14 protein-coding genes and 3 tRNA genes are annotated in these 18,344 nt (G+C 58.9%); 12 read left to right on the top strand and 5 right to left on the bottom strand.

Annotated elements, in window-relative coordinates; all coding sequences use genetic code 11:
- Positions 1–215 precede the first annotated feature (215 nt).
- Positions 216–1,193 (top strand): elongation factor P--(R)-beta-lysine ligase, encoded by a 978-nt coding sequence (gene epmA, locus EDF75_RS23845; RefSeq protein ID WP_095104430.1) that lies wholly within the window; start codon positions 216–218, stop codon positions 1,191–1,193.
- An 81-nt stretch (positions 1,194–1,274) separates the two neighbouring features.
- Here epmA and mscM read toward each other — a convergent pair whose 3' ends face one another.
- The 3 genes from mscM to rsgA form a co-directional block, all read right to left on the bottom strand.
- The gene (gene mscM, locus EDF75_RS23840) at positions 1,275–4,601 is read right to left on the bottom strand and encodes a miniconductance mechanosensitive channel MscM (RefSeq protein WP_133601100.1); all 3,327 of its coding nucleotides are present in this window, start codon (positions 4,599–4,601) and stop codon (positions 1,275–1,277) included.
- Between the two features lie 23 nt (positions 4,602–4,624).
- Positions 4,625–5,551 (bottom strand): archaetidylserine decarboxylase, encoded by a 927-nt coding sequence (asd, locus tag EDF75_RS23835; RefSeq protein ID WP_133601099.1) that lies wholly within the window; start codon positions 5,549–5,551, stop codon positions 4,625–4,627.
- Between the two features lie 206 nt (positions 5,552–5,757).
- Positions 5,758–6,819 (bottom strand): small ribosomal subunit biogenesis GTPase RsgA, encoded by a 1,062-nt coding sequence (gene rsgA / locus EDF75_RS23830; RefSeq protein ID WP_041143703.1) that lies wholly within the window; start codon positions 6,817–6,819, stop codon positions 5,758–5,760.
- Positions 6,820–6,913: 94 nt separating this feature from the next.
- Between rsgA and orn the strand changes: the two genes are divergently transcribed.
- Positions 6,914–7,459, top strand: coding sequence for an oligoribonuclease (gene orn, locus EDF75_RS23825; protein WP_133601098.1), 546 nt, complete (start codon positions 6,914–6,916; stop codon positions 7,457–7,459).
- 52 nt (positions 7,460–7,511) lie between these two features.
- Here orn and EDF75_RS23820 read toward each other — a convergent pair whose 3' ends face one another.
- A complete protein-coding gene (locus EDF75_RS23820) occupies positions 7,512–8,243 on the bottom strand; it encodes a transporter substrate-binding domain-containing protein (protein ID WP_133601097.1) in 732 nt (243 codons plus the stop codon).
- Positions 8,244–8,530: 287 nt separating this feature from the next.
- Between EDF75_RS23820 and EDF75_RS23810 the strand changes: the two genes are divergently transcribed.
- From EDF75_RS23810 to EDF75_RS23800, 3 genes are all read left to right on the top strand, one after another.
- Positions 8,531–8,606: transfer RNA gene (locus tag EDF75_RS23810), tRNA-Gly, on the top strand.
- 86 nt (positions 8,607–8,692) lie between these two features.
- Positions 8,693–8,768, top strand: a tRNA-Gly gene (locus tag EDF75_RS23805).
- A gap of 23 nt (positions 8,769–8,791) precedes the next feature.
- Positions 8,792–8,867: transfer RNA gene (locus EDF75_RS23800), tRNA-Gly, on the top strand.
- A 271-nt stretch (positions 8,868–9,138) separates the two neighbouring features.
- Here the strand turns inward: EDF75_RS23800 and queG are convergent.
- Positions 9,139–10,278 (bottom strand): tRNA epoxyqueuosine(34) reductase QueG, encoded by a 1,140-nt coding sequence (gene queG / locus EDF75_RS23795; RefSeq protein WP_041143706.1) that lies wholly within the window; start codon positions 10,276–10,278, stop codon positions 9,139–9,141.
- Between the two features lie 13 nt (positions 10,279–10,291).
- Here queG and nnr point away from each other — a divergent pair, with 13 nt between their 5' ends.
- The 7 genes from nnr (at position 10,292) to hflX (ending at position 18,301) form a co-directional block, all read left to right on the top strand.
- Positions 10,292–11,803, top strand: a complete 1,512-nt coding sequence (nnr, locus tag EDF75_RS23790; protein WP_166646234.1) for a bifunctional ADP-dependent NAD(P)H-hydrate dehydratase/NAD(P)H-hydrate epimerase — start codon at positions 10,292–10,294, stop codon at positions 11,801–11,803.
- Positions 11,796–12,254, top strand: coding sequence for a tRNA (adenosine(37)-N6)-threonylcarbamoyltransferase complex ATPase subunit type 1 TsaE (tsaE, locus tag EDF75_RS23785; RefSeq protein WP_041143708.1), 459 nt, complete (start codon positions 11,796–11,798; stop codon positions 12,252–12,254). The genes nnr and tsaE overlap by 8 nt, the downstream gene beginning before the upstream one ends.
- 11 nt (positions 12,255–12,265) lie before the next feature.
- On the top strand, positions 12,266–13,603 hold the full coding sequence (gene amiB, locus EDF75_RS23780) for an N-acetylmuramoyl-L-alanine amidase AmiB (RefSeq protein ID WP_133601095.1): 1,338 nt from the start codon (positions 12,266–12,268) through the stop codon (positions 13,601–13,603).
- Between the two features lie 10 nt (positions 13,604–13,613).
- The gene (gene mutL, locus EDF75_RS23775; protein ID WP_133601094.1) at positions 13,614–15,479 is read left to right on the top strand and encodes a DNA mismatch repair endonuclease MutL; all 1,866 of its coding nucleotides are present in this window, start codon (positions 13,614–13,616) and stop codon (positions 15,477–15,479) included.
- Positions 15,472–16,422, top strand: a complete 951-nt coding sequence (gene miaA / locus EDF75_RS23770; RefSeq protein ID WP_045853364.1) for a tRNA (adenosine(37)-N6)-dimethylallyltransferase MiaA — start codon at positions 15,472–15,474, stop codon at positions 16,420–16,422. Before mutL ends, miaA begins: the two co-directional genes overlap by 8 nt.
- Before the next feature lie 92 nt (positions 16,423–16,514).
- Positions 16,515–16,823: an RNA chaperone Hfq gene (gene hfq / locus EDF75_RS23765; RefSeq protein WP_041143712.1), complete on the top strand. Its 309-nt coding sequence runs from the start codon at positions 16,515–16,517 to the stop codon at positions 16,821–16,823.
- 197 nt (positions 16,824–17,020) lie between these two features.
- Entirely contained in the window at positions 17,021–18,301 is a 1,281-nt protein-coding gene (gene hflX, locus EDF75_RS23760; RefSeq protein WP_133601093.1) for a ribosome rescue GTPase HflX, read from the top strand.
- Positions 18,302–18,344 lie beyond the last annotated feature (43 nt).

Raw genomic sequence — 18,344 nt, 5'->3', positions numbered from 1 at the left:
CTTTATAGGTAAAGAAGTATAGCCTTAGGGTCGGTAGGGAAAATTGACGTGTTCGATTTTTTTATCGATATGTGCGGTGATTTATCAGCGCTATTTATGCTTCCTGGCGCTTAATAAATTTACGGTATGCGTTAAGGGGGCGTTGGCACAAAATTTGTCTCACTCGCCGGTTACGAGTAGACTTCGTGCCCTTGTCTGAAATCGGAGAAAGTACCATGAGTGAAACGGCAACCTGGCAGCCGAGCGCGTCGATCCCAAACCTGTTAAAACGCGCGGCTGTGATGGCGGAAATTCGTCGTTTCTTTACCGACCGCGGCGTGCTGGAGGTGGAGACGCCCTGCATGAGTCAGGCAACGGTAACGGATATTCACCTGTTTCCGTTCCAGACCCGTTTCGTCGGCCCCGGCTACTCTCAGGGGATGGATCTCTATCTGATGACCAGCCCGGAATACCATATGAAGCGGCTGCTGGCCGCGGGCTGTGGTCCGGTATTCCAGCTGTGCCGCAGCTTCCGCAATGAAGAGATGGGACGTCACCACAACCCGGAATTCACCATGCTGGAGTGGTATCGTCCGTGCTATGACATGTATCGTCTGATTAATGAGGTCGATGATTTACTGCAGCAGGTGCTGGAGTGCCAGCCGGCGGAAAGCCTCTCCTATCAGCAGGCGTTCCTGCGCCATCTTGAACTCGATCCGCTGTCGGCCGATAAGACGCAGCTGCGCGAAGCGGCGGCGAAGCTCGACCTGAGCAATATCGCCGATACGGAAGAAGATAGGGATACGCTGCTGCAGCTGCTGTTTACCATGGGCGTCGAGCCGCATATCGGCAAGGACCGTCCGACCTTTATCTATCACTTCCCGGCAAGCCAGGCGTCGCTGGCGCAGATCAGCACCGAAGATCACCGCGTTGCGGAGCGCTTTGAGGTCTATTACAAGGGAATTGAGCTGGCGAACGGCTTCCACGAGCTGACCGACGCCCGCGAACAGCAGCAGCGTTTCGAGCAGGATAACCGCAAGCGTGCGGCCCGCGGCCTGCCGCAGCAGCCGATTGACGGCAATCTGCTGGAAGCCCTCAAGGCGGGTCTCCCGGACTGCTCCGGCGTGGCGCTGGGCGTCGATCGCGTGGTGATGCTGGCGCTGGGTGCCGAAAGCATCGGCGAGGTGATCGCCTTTACCGTCGATCGCGCCTGACCCGGCCGAATACCTCTCCCTGGCCGTCCAGGGCCTGCGCGCAGACCTGACCCGGCGCACGAGCCGCCGGCCAGGTTGAACCTACAGGCTGCCCGCCGTGCGGCTGGATTTCCCTGCTGAGGTCATCGCTCTGCTGCTCTTCCTGCCGTCAATGCTCTCCAGACGCATCTGGAACGGCGGGAACGGCATATCGATACCGTGTTCGCGATAGCCTGCCAGAATCAGCTTATGGATCTCGTGGCGCAGCGGCATGCGGTGACCCATCTCGGCGGCGTAAATACGCAGCTCGAAAATCTGAATCCCCTGCTGCAGATCGACGAGGAAGGCCTCCGGTGCCGGCGTATCGATAACCAGCGAACAGCGGTGGGCGGCGCTAATCAGGATCTGCGTGACCTCTTCGGTATTCGCATCCGCCGGGGCCGGCACCGTCAGCACCACGCGGGTGACGGAGTCAGAGAGCGACCAGTTGATAAACTGCTCGGTGATAAACGCCTTATTCGGCACGATAATCTCTTTCCGGTCCCAGTCGCTGATGGTCGTGGCGCGGGTGTTGATGCGGGTGATGCTGCCGGTCAGATCGCGGATGGTCACCGTATCGCCAATACGTATCGGCTTTTCAAAGAGAATAATCAGGCCCGAGATAAAGTTGGCAAAGATCTCCTGCAGGCCAAAACCGAGGCCGACGCCGAGAGCCGCTACCAGCCACTGCAGCTTCGCCCACTCAATGCCAATCATCGAGAAGCCCACCAGGCCGCCAATCAGCATCAGCAGGTATTTGGTAATGGTGGTGATCGCGTAGCCGGTGCCCGGCGTGAGGTCCAGGTGCTGCAGAATCGCCAGCTCCAGCAGGGCGGGGAGGTTGCGCACCAGCTGGGTGGTGATAATCAGCACCAGAATCGCGATCAGCACCGCCCCAAGCGTAATCGGCTCGATGCTTTCAACGCCCTGTACCGTTGAGGTCGCGTCCCACAGCGAGATATTCTCGAGGAAGCCAAACGCCGAGTGGATTTCTGACCACAGGACGATCACCGAGACCAGGGCGACCAGCATCAGCAGCGAGCGTACCAGCCGCAGCGACCGGATACTGATCGCATCGAGATCGATTTCACTGACTTCGATTTCCGCAGACCCTTCCGGGCTGCTGGAGTGCGCGGCTTCATCTTCGCCGCGCGCGCGTTGGGCCAGGATTTCCGCCCGGCGATGCTTGGCGCGATCGAAGGCCAGCCGGCGGCGCTGGATCAGCATCCAGCGGCGGATAATGTGATAGACCACGAGCAGTAAGAACCAGATCGCCACCGACGTTTCCAGCCTGGCCAGCAGCGCCTGGGCGGTCGCCAGGTAGCCAATGGCCGCCGCCAGCATGGCAATCAGCGGCGCGCCCAGCAGCAGGTTCCACAGCATGCGGTTAACCATATTATCGCCGCTTCCCGACTTATCGAGATACAGCGGAATACCGGCATGCTTGAGGCTCAGGGTGACCAGCGCCAGCGCCCCGCAAATCAGCAGGAAGCACAGGCGGCCGAGGGAGGCCGAGAACTCACGGTCGTTGAGGTTATCGAACATGATCAGCGCGATAATCAGCGGGACGATCAGCCCGATGCTCATCAGGTAGTAGCGCATGGCCTTGGTGACTCGGCTACGCGGCCAGCCGAAGTGGGCGATAAACAGGCCGTTCGGACGCGCAAAGGTCGCGCAAACCATCACCACCCACAGCAGCGGCACCGTGGCGGTGACGCTTTCGCCGATGGCGACCGCCAGCGGGAAGGGCCAGGCGGACTGCAGGCCATAGCCGAGCGTCATCCACAATACCGGCAGCGGCGAGGCCACCAGAATCGACCAGAACACGGTGCGCAGGGTGAGCCAGAAATGGTCCTGGGTCACTTTGCCCACGCGGGCGCTGGAACGCTCAAGGAAGTGGGTGAAGTGGCGACGCGAGCTGATGCTGAAGCCGACCAGAATCAGCGCGCCAAACAGCGGCAGCAGCGTCTCCTTGCTGGTTAACATCATCGCGCTGGCTTTGCCCAGCTGGCTGACGGTATCGAGAGAGACCAGGCGGCGCAGATCGTGAGCAATTTCCAGCGGCCATGAAAAACTGATAGGGCTGACGTCCGAGGTCCAGAACAGATAGCGGTGGGTCGCTTCGTTCATCTCTTTCAGGGCGTCCTCAAGCTGACCGTTGGCCACCTTGAGCTTGGTCAGCTCCAGAATCAGCGTATCGCCGCCCTGCAGCAGCGAGTTGAGCAGCTCGCTTTGCGTGCGCAGCTGCGCCTCAAGAATGCGATTCTGCTCGCTGGTCAGCTCCTGGCCGTCGGCCTGGCGCAGCTGGCGGAGCTGCGTCTGGCTGCCGAGCAGGTCCTCAAAGCGCAGCCGCTGCACCCGCAGCTGGGCCATCTCGGTATCCAGCTGCTGGGGTTTTGGCGTCTCCGGCAGTCGGGCGACCTGGGCGCGTAGCGCTTCGCCCAGCAGGCTGGAGGCGCCCAGCCACTGTGACTGCTCGCGCAGCGTATTGAGCGCCTGGCGCACCTGGAGCGTCTGGTTGGAGGCCTGACGCTGCTGGGAAGCCACCAGGTCCATGCGCTGAGCCTGCTGGTTCAGGGCCTGCGACAGCTCGCGGTTAACTTTAAACTGGGCCACCAGCTCCGGCGGCAGGTTTTCGCTGTTCTCTGCCAGCAGCTCGGTGCTTTCCAGAGCCTTTTCGGCTTCGCGCTGGCGCTGGCTATTGAGCTGATTACGCAGGGCCTGCAGGTAGCCGTCGAGCAGTTTGCTCTGCTTTTGCGCCAGATCGGCGCGCATGCGCGACAGCTCCTGGCGATTGTTGGCGGAGAGCTGCGCCAGATCCAGCTCGTTGACCAGCGCCTTCAGGCGCGCGGATTCCGCCTGTAGGCTGAGATTTTGCGCCTGCGCCAGCGGCGTATTGCTGGTCTGGGTGCCCACGCGGCGCTCAACCTCGTTCAGCTGACGGCGGGCGTCGGTTTGCTGCTGGGGAAGCTGGTTTAGCGAATCGGCGATATCGCGGGCGCGCTCCTGCTCCTGCTGGGCCTGACGGCTGGCTTCGAGCAGCTGGCTGCTGACCTGCAGGATTTCCTGATTCAGGGCATCGGTGGAGAGCGTCGTTGATACCTGGCGCGGTTCATCGGCCAGGTTGTTGATCTGCGAGCGCAGGGTCTGGAACAGCTTGGGGAAGTTATCGATAACCTGCTGGTACTGGCGCGTGCGCTCGAGGGAAGCGCTACGCTCCTCGAGCGCGTTCAGCGCGGACTGAAGCGCTTCAACGGTACCAGGCTGGGCGGGTTTTGCCGCCTTCGCCTGTTCCAGTTCCTGAGCTATCTGTTTAGCGTCGGGGGCTGTCGCTGCGTACGCCCCCAGACTGAGGCTCCAGGCCAGCAGGAAAATATATATCAGGCGCACGGCATAACCCTTTTTGTCAGCTATTAACCTTCGTCTTGCGAATCGTCGCCCAGAATGCTGGCGGCGCCTTCGGTCGTGGACATGGTCTCAACGGCGGTCGCCAGCGGCTGACCAAGCTTAGTGACGGAGAGGTTCTGCAGCTGCTCGAGCAGCTTAACCTTGCCCGGCGCAAACAGGTTGATCACCGTCGAACCGAGCTTGAAGCGACCCATCTCCTGGCCTTTCAGCAGGGCAATGGAGCCTTCATTGTCACCCGCCGGCCAGGTCCAGCGCTTAATCACGCCTTCACGCGGCGGAGTCACGGTACCGGACCAGACGGTTTCAATGCTGCCAACGATGGTCGCACCGACCAGAATTTGCGCCATCGGACCGAACTCAGTATCGAACAGGCAGATGACGCGCTCGTTGCGGGCGAACAGATTCGGCACGTTCTGCGCGGTCAGGTGGTTAACGGAGAACAGATCGCCCGGAACGTAGATCATTTCGCGCAGAATACCGTTGCACGGCATGTGGACGCGGTGGTAGTCACGCGGCGACAGATAGGTGGTGGCGAAGTTACCGTTGCGGAACAGCTCTGCCATCTGGTAGTTGCCGGCCAGCAGCGCTTCCAGGGTGTAGTTGTGGCCTTTGGCCTGCAGGATTTTATCGTCTTCGATAGCGCCCAGCTGGCTTATGGCGCCGTCGGCAGGCATAACCAGCACGTTCGGATCGGTGTTCAGCGGACGCGCTTCATCACGCAGCGGGCGCACAAAGAAATCGTTAAAGGTGCGGTAGCTGGCGGTATCGGGCTTCTGCGCCTCTTTCATATCGACCTTGTAGCACTTCACGAACAGGTCGATGACCAGCTGCGTCAGCCAACCCGCTCGTTTGCTCGCACCCCAGCCTGCGAGGCGGGTAAGCCACAGTTTAGGCAGAATGTATTGCAGCGAAAGTTTCAGATCGTTTAACAAGGTAGCCTCCAGGCCATTATTTATCGTTCCTGACCCCCGCAACGCGTCGGGGATCTGAAAAAAGGGTCGATTCTATACGTAAACTCATCCGGATTGCATCGCGGCGGCCGGCCTGCGAATCCCCGGCAGCATAGCCGGGGAGACGGACGCCGCCAGCGCAGAGGCAGCCTGAAGGATGAAGCGTATAGCGATGCTCAGCTTAAATGTCAGTCATCGGATGATGAAAAGCTTTTACGCGTTTTTACCTGCACTTCGTTCATGCTTTCCAGAATGCGGTGGTAGTTTTCAAAACGGCGCGCGTTGATGCTGCCGTTTTCAACCGCTTCGCGAATCGCGCAGCCCGGATCGGTATCATGCTTGCAGTCGCGGTATTTGCAACGGCCTAAATAATCGTGAAATTCGACAAAACCGTGGGTGATTTGTTCCGCATCAAGGTGCCACAGGCCAAATTCGCGCACGCCGGGGGAGTCGATCACGTCGCCGCCGTGCGGGAAGTGGTAGAGGCGCGCGGCGGTGGTGGTGTGCTGGCCGAGGCCCGAGTTGTCCGAGACGTCGTTGGTCAGGATCAGATCGTCGCCGAGGCCCAGCAGCGCGTTCAGCAGGCTGGATTTACCCACCCCTGACTGCCCGGCAAAGATGCTGATGCGGCCGGTGAGGGCCTCTTCAAGCGGCTTCAGCCCGTCCTGGGTCCGGCTCGATACCATCAGCACGGGATAGCCAATTTTGCGGTAGATATCCATCTGCTCGTTGACGAACGCTAAGGCGTCCTCGTCCAGCAGGTCAATCTTGTTGAGCACAATCAGCGGCTCGACGTCCAGCGCTTCGCTCGCCACCAGATAGCGGTCAATAATGTTTAACGACAGCTCCGGTAAAATCGCGGAAACGATGACGATCTGATCGATGTTGGCGGCGATGGGCTTCACGCCATCATAGAAATCCGGACGCGTCAGGACCGAGGTCCGCTCGTGCACGGCCTCAACGATACCTTTTACTCTAACGCCGTCAGCGGCATCTTTGCCCGGGCGCCAGACCACGCGGTCGCCGGTGACCAGCGAACGGATCGTCCGGCGAATGTTGCAGCGGTGAACGCCACCGTCAACGGATTCAACGTCGGCATGCATGCCGAAGCGGCTGATGACGACGCCTTCGGAGGTCTCGCCAAACAGATTGTCATCGTAGTCGGCCTTCTCCGAAGTCGTTTTCAGGCGGCGCTGGTGGTTGGCCTTGACGCGGCGCTGTTGGCCTTTGGAGAGTTTATTTTTACTCAATCGAACTGGCTCCTGGTCGCCCTGTAGGGGCAAAACCTCTATGATACACGCTATTTTAGATGAATATAGTCACGCAAGAAGGGTGGAAAATAGCATGAGTGCAGATGAAAACAACCTGATTTGGATCGATCTTGAAATGACGGGGCTGGATCCGGAGCGCGATCGCATTATCGAAATCGCCACCCTGGTGACCGATGCAAACCTGAACATTCTGGCGGAAGGGCCGACCATTGCGGTACACCAGTCTGACGCGCAGCTGGCGCTGATGGACGAGTGGAACGTGCGCACGCATACCGGCAGCGGGCTGGTGGAGCGCGTCAAGGCCAGCACCCTGGGCGATCGCGAGGCGGAGCTGGCGACGATCGAATTCCTCAAGCAGTGGGTACCTGCGGGTAAATCGCCGATTTGCGGCAACAGCATTGGCCAGGACCGCCGCTTTCTCTTTAAGTACATGCCCGAGCTGGAAGAGTACTTTCACTACCGCTACCTCGACGTCAGCACCCTGAAAGAGCTGGCGCGCCGCTGGAAGCCGGAAATCCTCGATGGCTTTAAAAAGCAGGGCACCCATCAGGCGATGGATGACATTCGCGAATCGGTGGCGGAGCTGTCCTACTACCGCGAGCACTTTATCAAGCTGTAACGTTAAGCTCTAATCTTGCCGCCGGGGTCACCGGGCCCGGCGGCAGGCCCGGCTATTTAAACCACTTCAGCTCCATTTGCCCGAATTCAGGGGAGGCCTTGACGACCTCCAGCGCGGCATTCAGCGCGTTGAGCAGTTCCGGGTCATCCTGGCGCACCGCGATCGCCAGCTGCTTACCATAATATTTGGCGTCGGTTGCCTGCTCGTCGATGATGGCGTAGTCAGGATTCTCCTGCAGCCACGTCTCGGCGTCGGCGCGATCGCTCATTACCCCGTTAACGCTCCCCTCTTTCAGCGCGCTGAACGCGGCTGCATTGCTCTCGTAAGCGACGACGTTCACCTGTTTTTGCTTATCGTGCAGGTAGCGCTGATGAATGCTGCCTTTCGCGACGCCGATTTTTTGACCCTTCAGGTCAGCAAAACCCTGGGCGCTATTCTTAGCGCTGACAACCACGCCGGAGAGCTGCTGGCGATAGGGCTGAGTGAAGGCGACCCGTCTTTCGCGCATCGGGACGATCTCAATGCCGGCGATGATGGCGTCGAATTTCTTAAAGCGCAGAGCCGGGATGAGGGTATCGAAGCTTTGCGGCGTAAACGTGCACTCGGCCTGCATCTGTTTACAGAGCGCCCGGGCAAGATCGATATCAAAACCGGCCGGCTGGTTTTTCGCGTTGACGGTTTCAAAGGGCGGATTGGCCGTCGTAGTGCCAAAATGCAGCGTCGTTGCCGATGCCGTTCCCATAGCTAGCGCGATCAGCAGCAGGACGGAGAGCGTATTTTTCATTTTAATTTCCCTGTTTGTCATTGTTGTTGACCGTCTATGGGGTGATCATACCCGCAGAGCGGGGCGATTTTGCGCCTTTAACAAGGTCGGAAAAAGTTATTTTGCCTTATGCGCTGCTTATTTATACAATTCAGGGCGCTATCTGGCGATAAAACGTCCATTCAGACAAAAATAGAAAAAAAGTGCTCGCAGGGGGGTTGCAGCTAAATCGAATTCTCGTATAATGCGCCTCCCGTGACGAAGCAGAAATGCAAATCACGACGCCATAGAAATATGGCAAGAAGTACGCGGGAATAGCTCAGTTGGTAGAGCACGACCTTGCCAAGGTCGGGGTCGCGAGTTCGAGTCTCGTTTCCCGCTCCAAAATTTGAAAGGCACTATCCTAATCACAGGATTTCGGCTTGCGGTAAAGCTACTCAGGTAGCGGCAGGTTGAAAGACGAAGATTAAGCGGGAATAGCTCAGTTGGTAGAGCACGACCTTGCCAAGGTCGGGGTCGCGAGTTCGAGTCTCGTTTCCCGCTCCAAATTTGATAGTTACCACACCCAAGCGGGAATAGCTCAGTTGGTAGAGCACGACCTTGCCAAGGTCGGGGTCGCGAGTTCGAGTCTCGTTTCCCGCTCCAAATTTCTTCCTCATACTCAATTTATCCACAGTGCAATAGCGCGCCGGGGATGCCTTCCGTTGAATACCGGAAAATACTGTAAACAGAGTTATCCACAGGTTAAATGCAAGCGACGTATTGCGGAAAAACTTCGACTTTTGAATAGTATCAATTCATCTCATTGAAATTTAACAATAAAATTTCATTTCAAAGTGTTAATACGATCACTTGACGTTCGTGTGCATGTTGAAACGCAATGTGTTTTTGTTTTTATTCACAGCCTGTGAATGAATCAGGCGTCTCGCGGAAGACCTTTTTCGACCACCCTGACCAGCCGCTGTTTCTTCGGCAGCTGCACCTCAACCGCGCCGGCGCTGCGCCTGGCGATTTGCTGATCTATTGCCCACTCGATATGCTCATCGAGAAGCGGATGCTCGCCCCGACGGCTTTCCAGCGCCTTAAGATGCGCTTCATCCCACGGCGCATTTCCCAGCGCCACGGCAATATTGCGCAGCCAGCGCAGATGACCGATGCGGCGAATTGCCGATCCTTCGGTCACCTTCAGAAAATGACTCTCACTCCAGGCAAACAGCTCCACCAGCGGCGGCGCGTGCAGCGCTTTGCGCGGGCTGAAATCCTCTTCATCGGTAAGCTGGGAAAAGCGGTTCCACGGGCAAATCAGCTGGCAGTCGTCGCAGCCGTAAATGCGGTTGCCGATCAGCGGGCGGAACTCGATGGGGATCGCGCCTTCAAGCTCAATGGTCAAATAGGAGATGCAGCGGCGGGCGTCGACGGTATAGGGCTCGACGATGGCGCCGGTCGGGCAGATCGTCATGCAGGCGACGCAGCGCCCGCACTCTTCGGCGACCGGCCGATCGACGGGCAGGGGAATATCCACCAGCAGCTCGCCGAGGAAAAAGAACGAGCCGGCGTCGCGGTTAATAATCAGCGAGTGCTTGCCTGTCCAGCCAAGACCCGCTTTTTCCGCCAAAGGACGCTCCAGAACAGGCGCGGAATCGACAAACGGTCTAAAATTGAGCGAAGCACACTGTTCCTGAATCATCTCACCGAGTTTTTTCAGTCGGTTACGTAGCAGCTTATGATAATCGCGCCCAAGGGCATAACGGCTGACGTAGCCAAGCGCGGGATCTTTCAGGGTGCGGGCAAAAGCGGCATTCGCGGGCAGGTAGTTCATCCGTACGCTGATGACGCGTAACGTACCGGGAAGAAGCTCATGAGGGCGCGCGCGCATCATGCCGTGGCGCGCCATCCACTCCATCTCTCCGTGGTACTGTTTGTCCAGCCATGCCTGCAGTTTGGGTTCGCTGACGCTGAGATCGGTATCGGTGATACCCACCTGCTGGAACCCGAGTTCAGTGCCCCATTGCTTGATTTGTTGCGCTAATTTATTGAGATCGAGGGGCTGTAACATGATGGACCATACAATGACGAAAAACTCTGTCAGTATACCACACTTCATCTGCCCTGCAGAGGCGCTCCGGCGGGCGGAAAAAGAGGCTGCCGATAGCCTCGGGCTGACCCTGTTTGAGCTGATGCGCAGGGCCGGCGAAGCGGCTTTCCAGCTGGCGCGCAGCCGCTACCCTGCCAGCCAGAACTGGCTGATTCTTTGCGGCCACGGCAACAACGGCGGCGACGGCTACGTCGTTGCTCGCCTGGCGCAGGCGGAAGGGATTGAGGTGACGCTGCTGGCGCTGGAGAGCGAGAAGCCGCTGCCGGAGGAGGCGCACGCCGCACGCGAAGAGTGGCTCAACGCCGGCGGGACGATCCACGCGGCGGATATCGCCTGGCCGGAAGCGATCTCGCTGATTATTGACGGACTGCTGGGCACCGGCCTGCGCAGCGCTCCGCGCAGGCCTGCCGCCGAGCTTATCGCGCGCGCCAATGCGCATCCGGCGCCGATAGTCGCGCTGGATATCCCCTCCGGGCTCAATGCGCAGACCGGAACCACGCCGGGGGCGGTCATCCATGCGGCCCATACGATAACCTTTATCGCCCTCAAGCCGGGGCTGCTGACCGGTAAAGCCCGCGACGTGGTGGGTCAGCTGCACTACCACTCCCTGGGCCTCGACGGCTGGCTTGCCGGACAAAGGTTCCCGCTGGCGCGCTTTGATGCCTCACAGCTGGCGGAGTGGCTGCCGCCGCGCCGCGCGACCTCCCATAAAGGCGATCACGGCAGGCTGGCAATCGTGGGTGGCGACCGCGGCACCGCTGGCGCCATCAGGATGGCCGGAGAAGCTGCGCTGCGGGCGGGAGCGGGGCTCGTGCGGGTGTTGACTCATCCGGAAAATATTGCGCCGATTATTACCGCCAGGCCGGAGCTGATGGTGGATGCGCTTACGGCGCAGAGCCTCGATGAAAGCCTGCAGTGGGCTGATGTGGTGGCGATCGGTCCGGGACTCGGCCAGAGCGAATGGGCGACGCGGGCGCTACGCCAGCTGGAGAGCTTTGCGAAACCGATGGTGTGGGATGCGGATGCGTTGAACCTGCTGGCAATCAATGCCGATAAACGTCACAATCGCGTGCTGACGCCACACCCCGGCGAAGCCGCCCGCCTGCTTGACTGCAGCGTGGCAGAAATTGAAAGCGATCGCTTACATTCTGCTCAACGTCTGGTAAAACGTTATGGTGGCGTGGTCGTGCTGAAAGGCGCGGGGACGGTGGTGGCCAGTGAAGCAGGCGAGATGGGTATTATCGATGCCGGCAATGCCGGTATGGCCAGCGGCGGAATGGGCGATGTGCTCACCGGTATTATTGCCGCTCTGTTAGGGCAAAAGCTGACGCCGTATGATGCTGCCTGCGCCGGTTGCGTGGCGCACGGCGAAGCCGCAGACCGACTGGCTGCCAGAGATGGCACCCGTGGGATGTTGGCGACCGATCTCTTTTCCACGCTCAGGCGTGTTGTTAACCCGGATGTGATTGACGTAGACCATGATTAACCGAGTGATTCCCTTACCCGACGAGCAGGCAACCCTGGACCTTGGCAACCGCATTGCACGGCTCTGTACGGGCGCCACGGTCATCTATCTGTATGGCGATTTAGGCGCGGGTAAAACTACCTTCAGCCGCGGCTTTTTACATGCACTCGGCCACCGCGGGAATGTCAAAAGCCCTACCTATACGCTGGTGGAGCCGTACACCCTCGAAAACCTGATGGTGTATCACTTCGATCTCTACCGCCTGGCGGACCCCGAAGAGCTCGAGTTTATGGGGATCCGTGACTATTTTACTGACGATGCTATCTGCCTGGTTGAATGGCCGCAGCAGGGCGCGGGCGTGCTGCCCGAGCCGGATGTCGAAATTCATCTTGAGTATCAGGCACAAGGGCGTGAGGCGCGCGTAACGGCAGTCTCCTCATTGGGTGAGTCTTTACTGGCGCGTTTAGCCTGAAGGATCGCGGGATGAAATATCGCATAACTCCCTGGCTGGCCGCTGCGCTGATGCTGTTTAGCATGCAGACCTTTGCGGCAAGTTTATCCGATATCCAGGTCTCTAACGGAGATCGGCAGGCCCGTATTACCATTAGCTTTATCGGCGATCCCGAATACTCTTTTAGCCCGCAGGGCAAACGCACGGTGGCGCTGGATATCAAGCAGACCGGTACCCTGCAGGGATTACCGCTGCTGTTTAGCGGCAGCAACCTTGTGAAAAGCATCCGCGCGGGCGCCGCGCAGGATACCCAGTCTCTGCGCCTGCTGGTGGACCTGACGGAAGACGGTAAGACTCGCGCGGTGAAGCAGCAAAACGGCTCTAATTATACCGTGGTGTTCACGATTAACGCCGACGTTCCGCCGCCGCCTCCACCGCCTCCGGCGGTCGTGAAGCGGGTGGAGACGCCGACGATCGCCCCACGTCCGGTGCCGGTGGCGCCGGCGCGCAATCCGTTTAAGTCATCGGGTAACGAACGGCAAACGGTGATGACCGAGAGTCATCCCGTGACGCGCCCGGCCGCGCGCGCGGTGGCGACGGACGATAAGGTCATTATTGCGATCGATGCCGGCCACGGCGGCCAGGACCCGGGCGCGATCGGCCCGGATGGTACCAAAGAGAAGAACGTGACGATTGCGATTGCCCGCAAGCTGCGCGCGTTGCTGAACGCCGATCCGCTGTTCAAGCCGGTGCTGACCCGCGACGGCGACTACTTTATTTCGGTGATGGGCCGTTCGGACGTCGCCCGTAAGCAAAATGCCAACTTCCTGGTGTCGATTCACGCCGATGCGGCACCGAACCGTGACGCGACCGGCGCGTCGGTATGGGTGCTGTCTAACCGTCGCGCCAATAGCGAAATGGCTGGCTGGCTTGAGCAGCATGAGAAGCAGTCCGAGCTGCTCGGCGGCGCGGGCGACGTGCTGGCGAACAGCCAGTCGGATCCCTACCTGAGCCAGGCGGTGCTGGATTTACAGTTCGGCCATTCCCAGCGCGTCGGGTATGATGTGGCGACTAACGTATTGAGCCAGCTGCAGCGGGTCGGCGATCTCCACAAGCGCCGTCCGGAACACGCCAGCCTCGGCGTGCTGCGTTCGCCGGATATTCCGTCGATCCTCGTCGAAACCGGCTTTATCAGCAACACCGGCGAAGAGCGGCTGCTGGCCAGCGACAGCTATCAGCAGCAGCTTGCCGAAGCGATTTATAACGGTCTGCGTAATTACTTTATGCAGCACCCGCTGCAATCAGCCCCGCGCGGCGAACCCGCACAAACGGCCAGCGCCGCGTCGCCTGGCAGGACGTTGATAAATTAAGGAGTCAGTCATGCCGATTCAGGTTCTGCCGCCGCAGCTCGCCAACCAGATTGCCGCAGGTGAGGTGGTGGAACGTCCGGCGTCGGTGGTTAAGGAGCTGGTCGAAAACAGCCTTGATGCCGGCGCGACCCGAATTGATATTGATATCGAACGCGGCGGCGCGAAGCTTATCCGCATTCGGGACAACGGCTGCGGCATCAAAAAGGACGAACTGGCGCTGGCGCTGGCTCGCCACGCCACCAGTAAAATTGCCTCCCTCGACGATCTGGAAGCTATCATCAGCCTCGGCTTTCGCGGGGAAGCGCTGGCCAGTATCAGCTCGGTGGCGCGGCTGACCCTGACCTCGCGCACGGCGGAGCAGCAGGAGGCCTGGCAGGCCTACGCCGAAGGGCGCGATCAGGACGTGACCGTCAAGCCGGCGGCGCACCCGGTCGGTACCACGCTGGAAGTGCTGGATCTGTTCTATAACACCCCGGCCCGCCGCAAATTTATGCGTACCGAAAAGACGGAATTTAACCATATCGATGAAATCGTCCGCCGCATCGCGCTGGCGCGTTTTGACGTTACGATTAATCTCAGCCATAACGGCAAGGCGATGCGCCAGTATCGCGCCGTACCCGCGGGCGGGCAGCGCGAGCGGCGGCTGGGGGCTATCTGCGGCACGCCGTTCCTCGAGCAGGCGCTGGCGATTGAGTGGCAGCACGGCGATCTGACCCTCAGCGGCTGGGTGGCCGATCCTCTGCATACCAATCCGGCGCTGGCGGAGATTCAGTACTGCTACGTCAATGGCCGTATGATGCGCGATCGGCTGATCAACCACGCTATTCGCCAGGCCTGTGAAGATAAGCTCGGGGCCGATCAGCAGCCGGCTTTTGTCCTGTACCTTGAGATTGACCCGCACCAGGTGGATGTGAATGTCCATCCGGCTAAGCACGAGGTGCGTTTTCATCAGTCTCGCCTGGTCCATGATTTTATCTATCAAGGGGTGCTTAGCGTCCTCCAGCAGCAGCTCAGCGCGCCGCTGGCGGAAGAGGATGCGGGGCAGCCGGCGCGCCTTCAGGTACCGGAGAACCGGGTAGCGGCGGGGGCTAACCATTTTGCTCAGCCCGTCCCCGCGCGTGAGCCGGCCGCAGCGCGCTACGGTCGCGAAACGCCGCGCGAGCCTTCCAGTCCGGCTGGAGGCGGCGGCGCCGGCTGGCCGCATGCGCAGCCGGGATACCAAAAGCAGCAGGGGGCCCTGTATCGTCAGCTGCTCGAGACGCCGGCCGCCGAGCGTAAAAGCAGCGCCTCGGCGGCCGCTGCGGAAGATTTATCCGGGCACAGCCAAAGCTTTGGCCGCGTGCTGACCATCGTTGATGGCGATTGCGCGCTGCTGGAACGTGACGGCAGGCTGGCGCTTCTGGCGCTGCCGGTGGCCGAACGCTGGCTGCGTCAGGCGCAGCTGACGCCCGCCGGGGAGCCGGTTTGCGGGCAGCCGCTGCTGATCCCGCTGCGGCTAAAGGTATCGGCCGCGGAAAAGGACGCGCTGGCGAAAGCGCAGGCGGCGCTGGTGGCTTTGGGTATCGATCTGCAGTCCGATGCGCAGCATTTGACGGTTCGCGCGGTGCCTTTACCCTTAAGACAACAAAATTTACAAATCTTGATTCCTGAACTGATAGGCTACCTGGCGCAGCGAAAGGCATTTGACGTCGGTGACATCGCGCAGTGGATCGCGCGCAACCTGGCGAGCGAGCACGCGCAGTGGAATATGGCGCAGGCAATTAGCGTGCTGGCGGACGTAGAGCGTTTATGTCCGCAGCTGGTAAAAGCTCCGCCGGGTGGCCTGTTACAACCCGTTGACCTGAATTCGGCGATGAATGCCCTGAAAGATGAGTGATGTAACTGAGGCGAGCCTGCCTAAGGCAATATTTTTAATGGGCCCAACGGCCTCCGGTAAAACGGCGCTGGCCATTGCTTTGCGTAAAATTTTACCGGTAGAGTTGATTAGTGTCGATTCCGCCCTTATCTATCGAGGAATGGACATTGGTACGGCCAAGCCGGATGCGGCAGAGCTGAGCGCAGCCCCGCATCGACTGCTGGATATTCTCGACCCGGCAGAGGCTTACTCCGCGGCGGACTTTCGTCGCGATGCGCTGGCAGAAATGGCGGATATCGTCGCTGCCGGGCGTATTCCGCTACTTGTTGGCGGAACAATGTTGTATTTCAAAGCGTTGCTGGAAGGGCTTTCGCCGCTACCGTCGGCAGATCCCGAGGTTAGAGCAAAAATTGAGCAGCAGGCAGCAGAGCAGGGGTGGCACGCACTGCACCGGCAGCTACAGGAGATCGATCCCGTCGCCGCCGCGCGTATTCATCCAAATGATCCGCAAAGACTTTCCCGAGCACTGGAAGTTTTTTTCATTTCGGGTAAAACTTTAACGGAACTGACGCAAACGTCGGGAGATGCTCTGCCGTACAAGGTGCATCAGTTCGCCATCGCCCCGGCGAGCCGGGAACTGCTCCATCAGCGCATAGAACAGCGTTTTCATCAGATGTTGGCTTCAGGTTTTGAAGCAGAAGTACGGGCGCTATTTGCCCGTGGAGATTTGCATACGGATATGCCTTCCATTCGTTGTGTAGGATATCGCCAGATGTGGTCATACCTTGATGGCGAGATCCCGTATGATGAAATGGTTTATCGAGGTGTTTGCGCCACGAGACAGTTAGCCAAGCGTCAGATAACCTGGTTGCGCGGCTGGGAAGATATTCACTGGTTAGACAGTGAACAACCTGAACAGGCGCTCAACAAAGTATTACAGGTAGTTGGTGCGAGCCAGGACTGAACGTGTACAATTAAACGGTATCGTGCGTAATTTTTTTTAAGAATCGTAAGGTTCTGAGTACAAAACAAGCATACATATAAGGAAAAGAGAGAATGGCTAAGGGGCAATCTTTACAAGATCCGTTCCTGAACGCTTTGCGTCGGGAACGCGTTCCGGTTTCTATTTATTTGGTGAATGGTATTAAGCTGCAAGGGCAAATTGAGTCTTTCGATCAGTTCGTGATCCTGTTGAAGAACACGGTCAGCCAGATGGTCTACAAGCACGCAATTTCTACCGTTGTTCCGTCTCGCCCGGTGTCTCACCACAGCAATAATGCTGGCGGCGGTACAAGCAACTATCACCACGGTGGTAGCGCGCAGGGTTCTTCTGCGCCGCAGCAAGACAGCGAAGACGCCGAATAAGGTTAATGCTGTTTTTCCAGGGCGGGGAGCCTGGTTTTACTCTATGAGTTTTGGGTTGCAGGAAGGCGGTATGTAGTGAATCCCCAGGCGTTTACAGCCGTAAATGGCTGGGGTAAACGAGTAAAGCCAATACTCACGCAGCCGGAAAGACCACGAGTGACCCTGTTCCCCGCTGGTATTTTAGAAGGGGTTTACGCTTGTTTGACCGTTATGATGCCGGTGAGCAGGCGGTGCTGGTACACATCTATTTTTCGCAAGACAAAGATATGGAAGACCTTCAGGAGTTTGAATCCCTGGTCTCCTCTGCCGGTGTCGAAGCAATGCAGGTGATTACCGGTAGCCGTAAAGCACCGCACCCGAAATATTTTGTTGGTGAAGGTAAGGCTGTCGAAATTGCGGAAGCCGTAAAAGCGACCGGCGCGTCGGTCGTGCTGTTCGATCATGCCCTGAGCCCAGCCCAGGAACGCAACCTGGAGCGCCTGTGCGAATGCCGGGTTATCGATCGTACAGGACTTATTTTAGATATTTTCGCCCAGCGAGCGCGCACCCACGAAGGGAAACTGCAGGTTGAGCTGGCGCAGCTGCGCCATATGGCGACACGCCTGGTACGCGGCTGGACCCACCTTGAAAGACAGAAGGGCGGGATTGGTTTGCGTGGCCCGGGTGAAACCCAGCTCGAGACTGACCGTCGACTGCTGCGTAACCGCATTATGCAGATCCTCGGGCGGCTGGAAAAAGTATCAAAGCAGCGTGAACAGGGACGGCGGTCACGAGCCAAAGCCGACATTCCCACCGTGTCGCTGGTGGGGTACACCAACGCCGGGAAATCAACGCTGTTTAACCAGATAACCGAAGCTGAGGTTTACGCGGCGGACCAGCTGTTCGCGACTCTGGACCCGACGCTGCGCCGCATCGACGTCACTGACGTTGGTGAAACCGTGCTGGCGGACACCGTAGGCTTTATTCGTCACCTGCCGCACGATTTGGTCGCCGCGTTTAAAGCCACGCTGCAGGAGACGCGTCAGGCGACGCTGCTGCTGCACGTGATCGACGCAGCCGACGTCCGTCTGCAGGAAAACATTGATGCCGTAAATACGGTTCTCGTTGAAATCGAGGCCGATGAGATCCCGGTGCTGCTGGTGATGAACAAAATCGACATGCTTGACGATTTTGAACCGCGTATCGACCGGGATGAAGAGAATAAACCGATTCGGGTCTGGCTCTCTGCGCAGACCGGAGTTGGGGTACCGCTGCTTTTTCAGGCTTTGACGGAACGGCTTTCCGGTGAAGTGGCTCAGCACACGCTGCGCTTACCGCCGGAGGAAGGGCGACTGAGAAGTCGGTTCTATCAGCTTCAGGCGATAGAAAAAGAGTGGCTGGAGGATGACGGCAGCGTGAGTCTGCAGGTGCGCATGCCGATCGTTGACTGGCGTCGCCTCTGTAAACAAGAGCCAGCGCTGGTTGATTACGTGATTTGACCTTGCAGCTTGCCTGAAGATATTAACCCCTGTGGGGATATCA

This window comes from Klebsiella sp. BIGb0149, from assembly GCF_004362605.1.
GTDB classification, from domain to species: Bacteria; Pseudomonadota; Gammaproteobacteria; order Enterobacterales; family Enterobacteriaceae; genus Klebsiella; species Klebsiella terrigena.
The sequence above is the reverse complement of the archived record's forward strand: the minus strand, read 5'-3'. Positions and strand labels throughout refer to the sequence as shown.

What these genes read in the sequence shown, in the direction of transcription:
- epmA (WP_095104430.1), top strand. Translation starts at nt 216, where the DNA reads ATGAGTGAAACGGCAACCTGGCAGCCGAGCGCGTCGATCCCAAACCTG.
- orn (WP_133601098.1), top strand. Translation starts at nt 6,914, where the DNA reads ATGAGTGCAGATGAAAACAACCTGATTTGGATCGATCTTGAAATGACG.
- EDF75_RS23820 (WP_133601097.1), bottom strand. Translation starts at nt 8,243, where the DNA reads ATGAAAAATACGCTCTCCGTCCTGCTGCTGATCGCGCTAGCTATGGGA.
- queG (WP_041143706.1), bottom strand. Translation starts at nt 10,278, where the DNA reads ATGTTACAGCCCCTCGATCTCAATAAATTAGCGCAACAAATCAAGCAA.
- nnr (WP_166646234.1), top strand. Translation starts at nt 10,292, where the DNA reads ATGACGAAAAACTCTGTCAGTATACCACACTTCATCTGCCCTGCAGAG.
- tsaE (WP_041143708.1), top strand. Translation starts at nt 11,796, where the DNA reads ATGATTAACCGAGTGATTCCCTTACCCGACGAGCAGGCAACCCTGGAC.
- amiB (WP_133601095.1), top strand. Translation starts at nt 12,266, where the DNA reads ATGAAATATCGCATAACTCCCTGGCTGGCCGCTGCGCTGATGCTGTTT.
- mutL (WP_133601094.1), top strand. Translation starts at nt 13,614, where the DNA reads ATGCCGATTCAGGTTCTGCCGCCGCAGCTCGCCAACCAGATTGCCGCA.
- miaA (WP_045853364.1), top strand. Translation starts at nt 15,472, where the DNA reads ATGAGTGATGTAACTGAGGCGAGCCTGCCTAAGGCAATATTTTTAATG.
- hfq (WP_041143712.1), top strand. Translation starts at nt 16,515, where the DNA reads ATGGCTAAGGGGCAATCTTTACAAGATCCGTTCCTGAACGCTTTGCGT.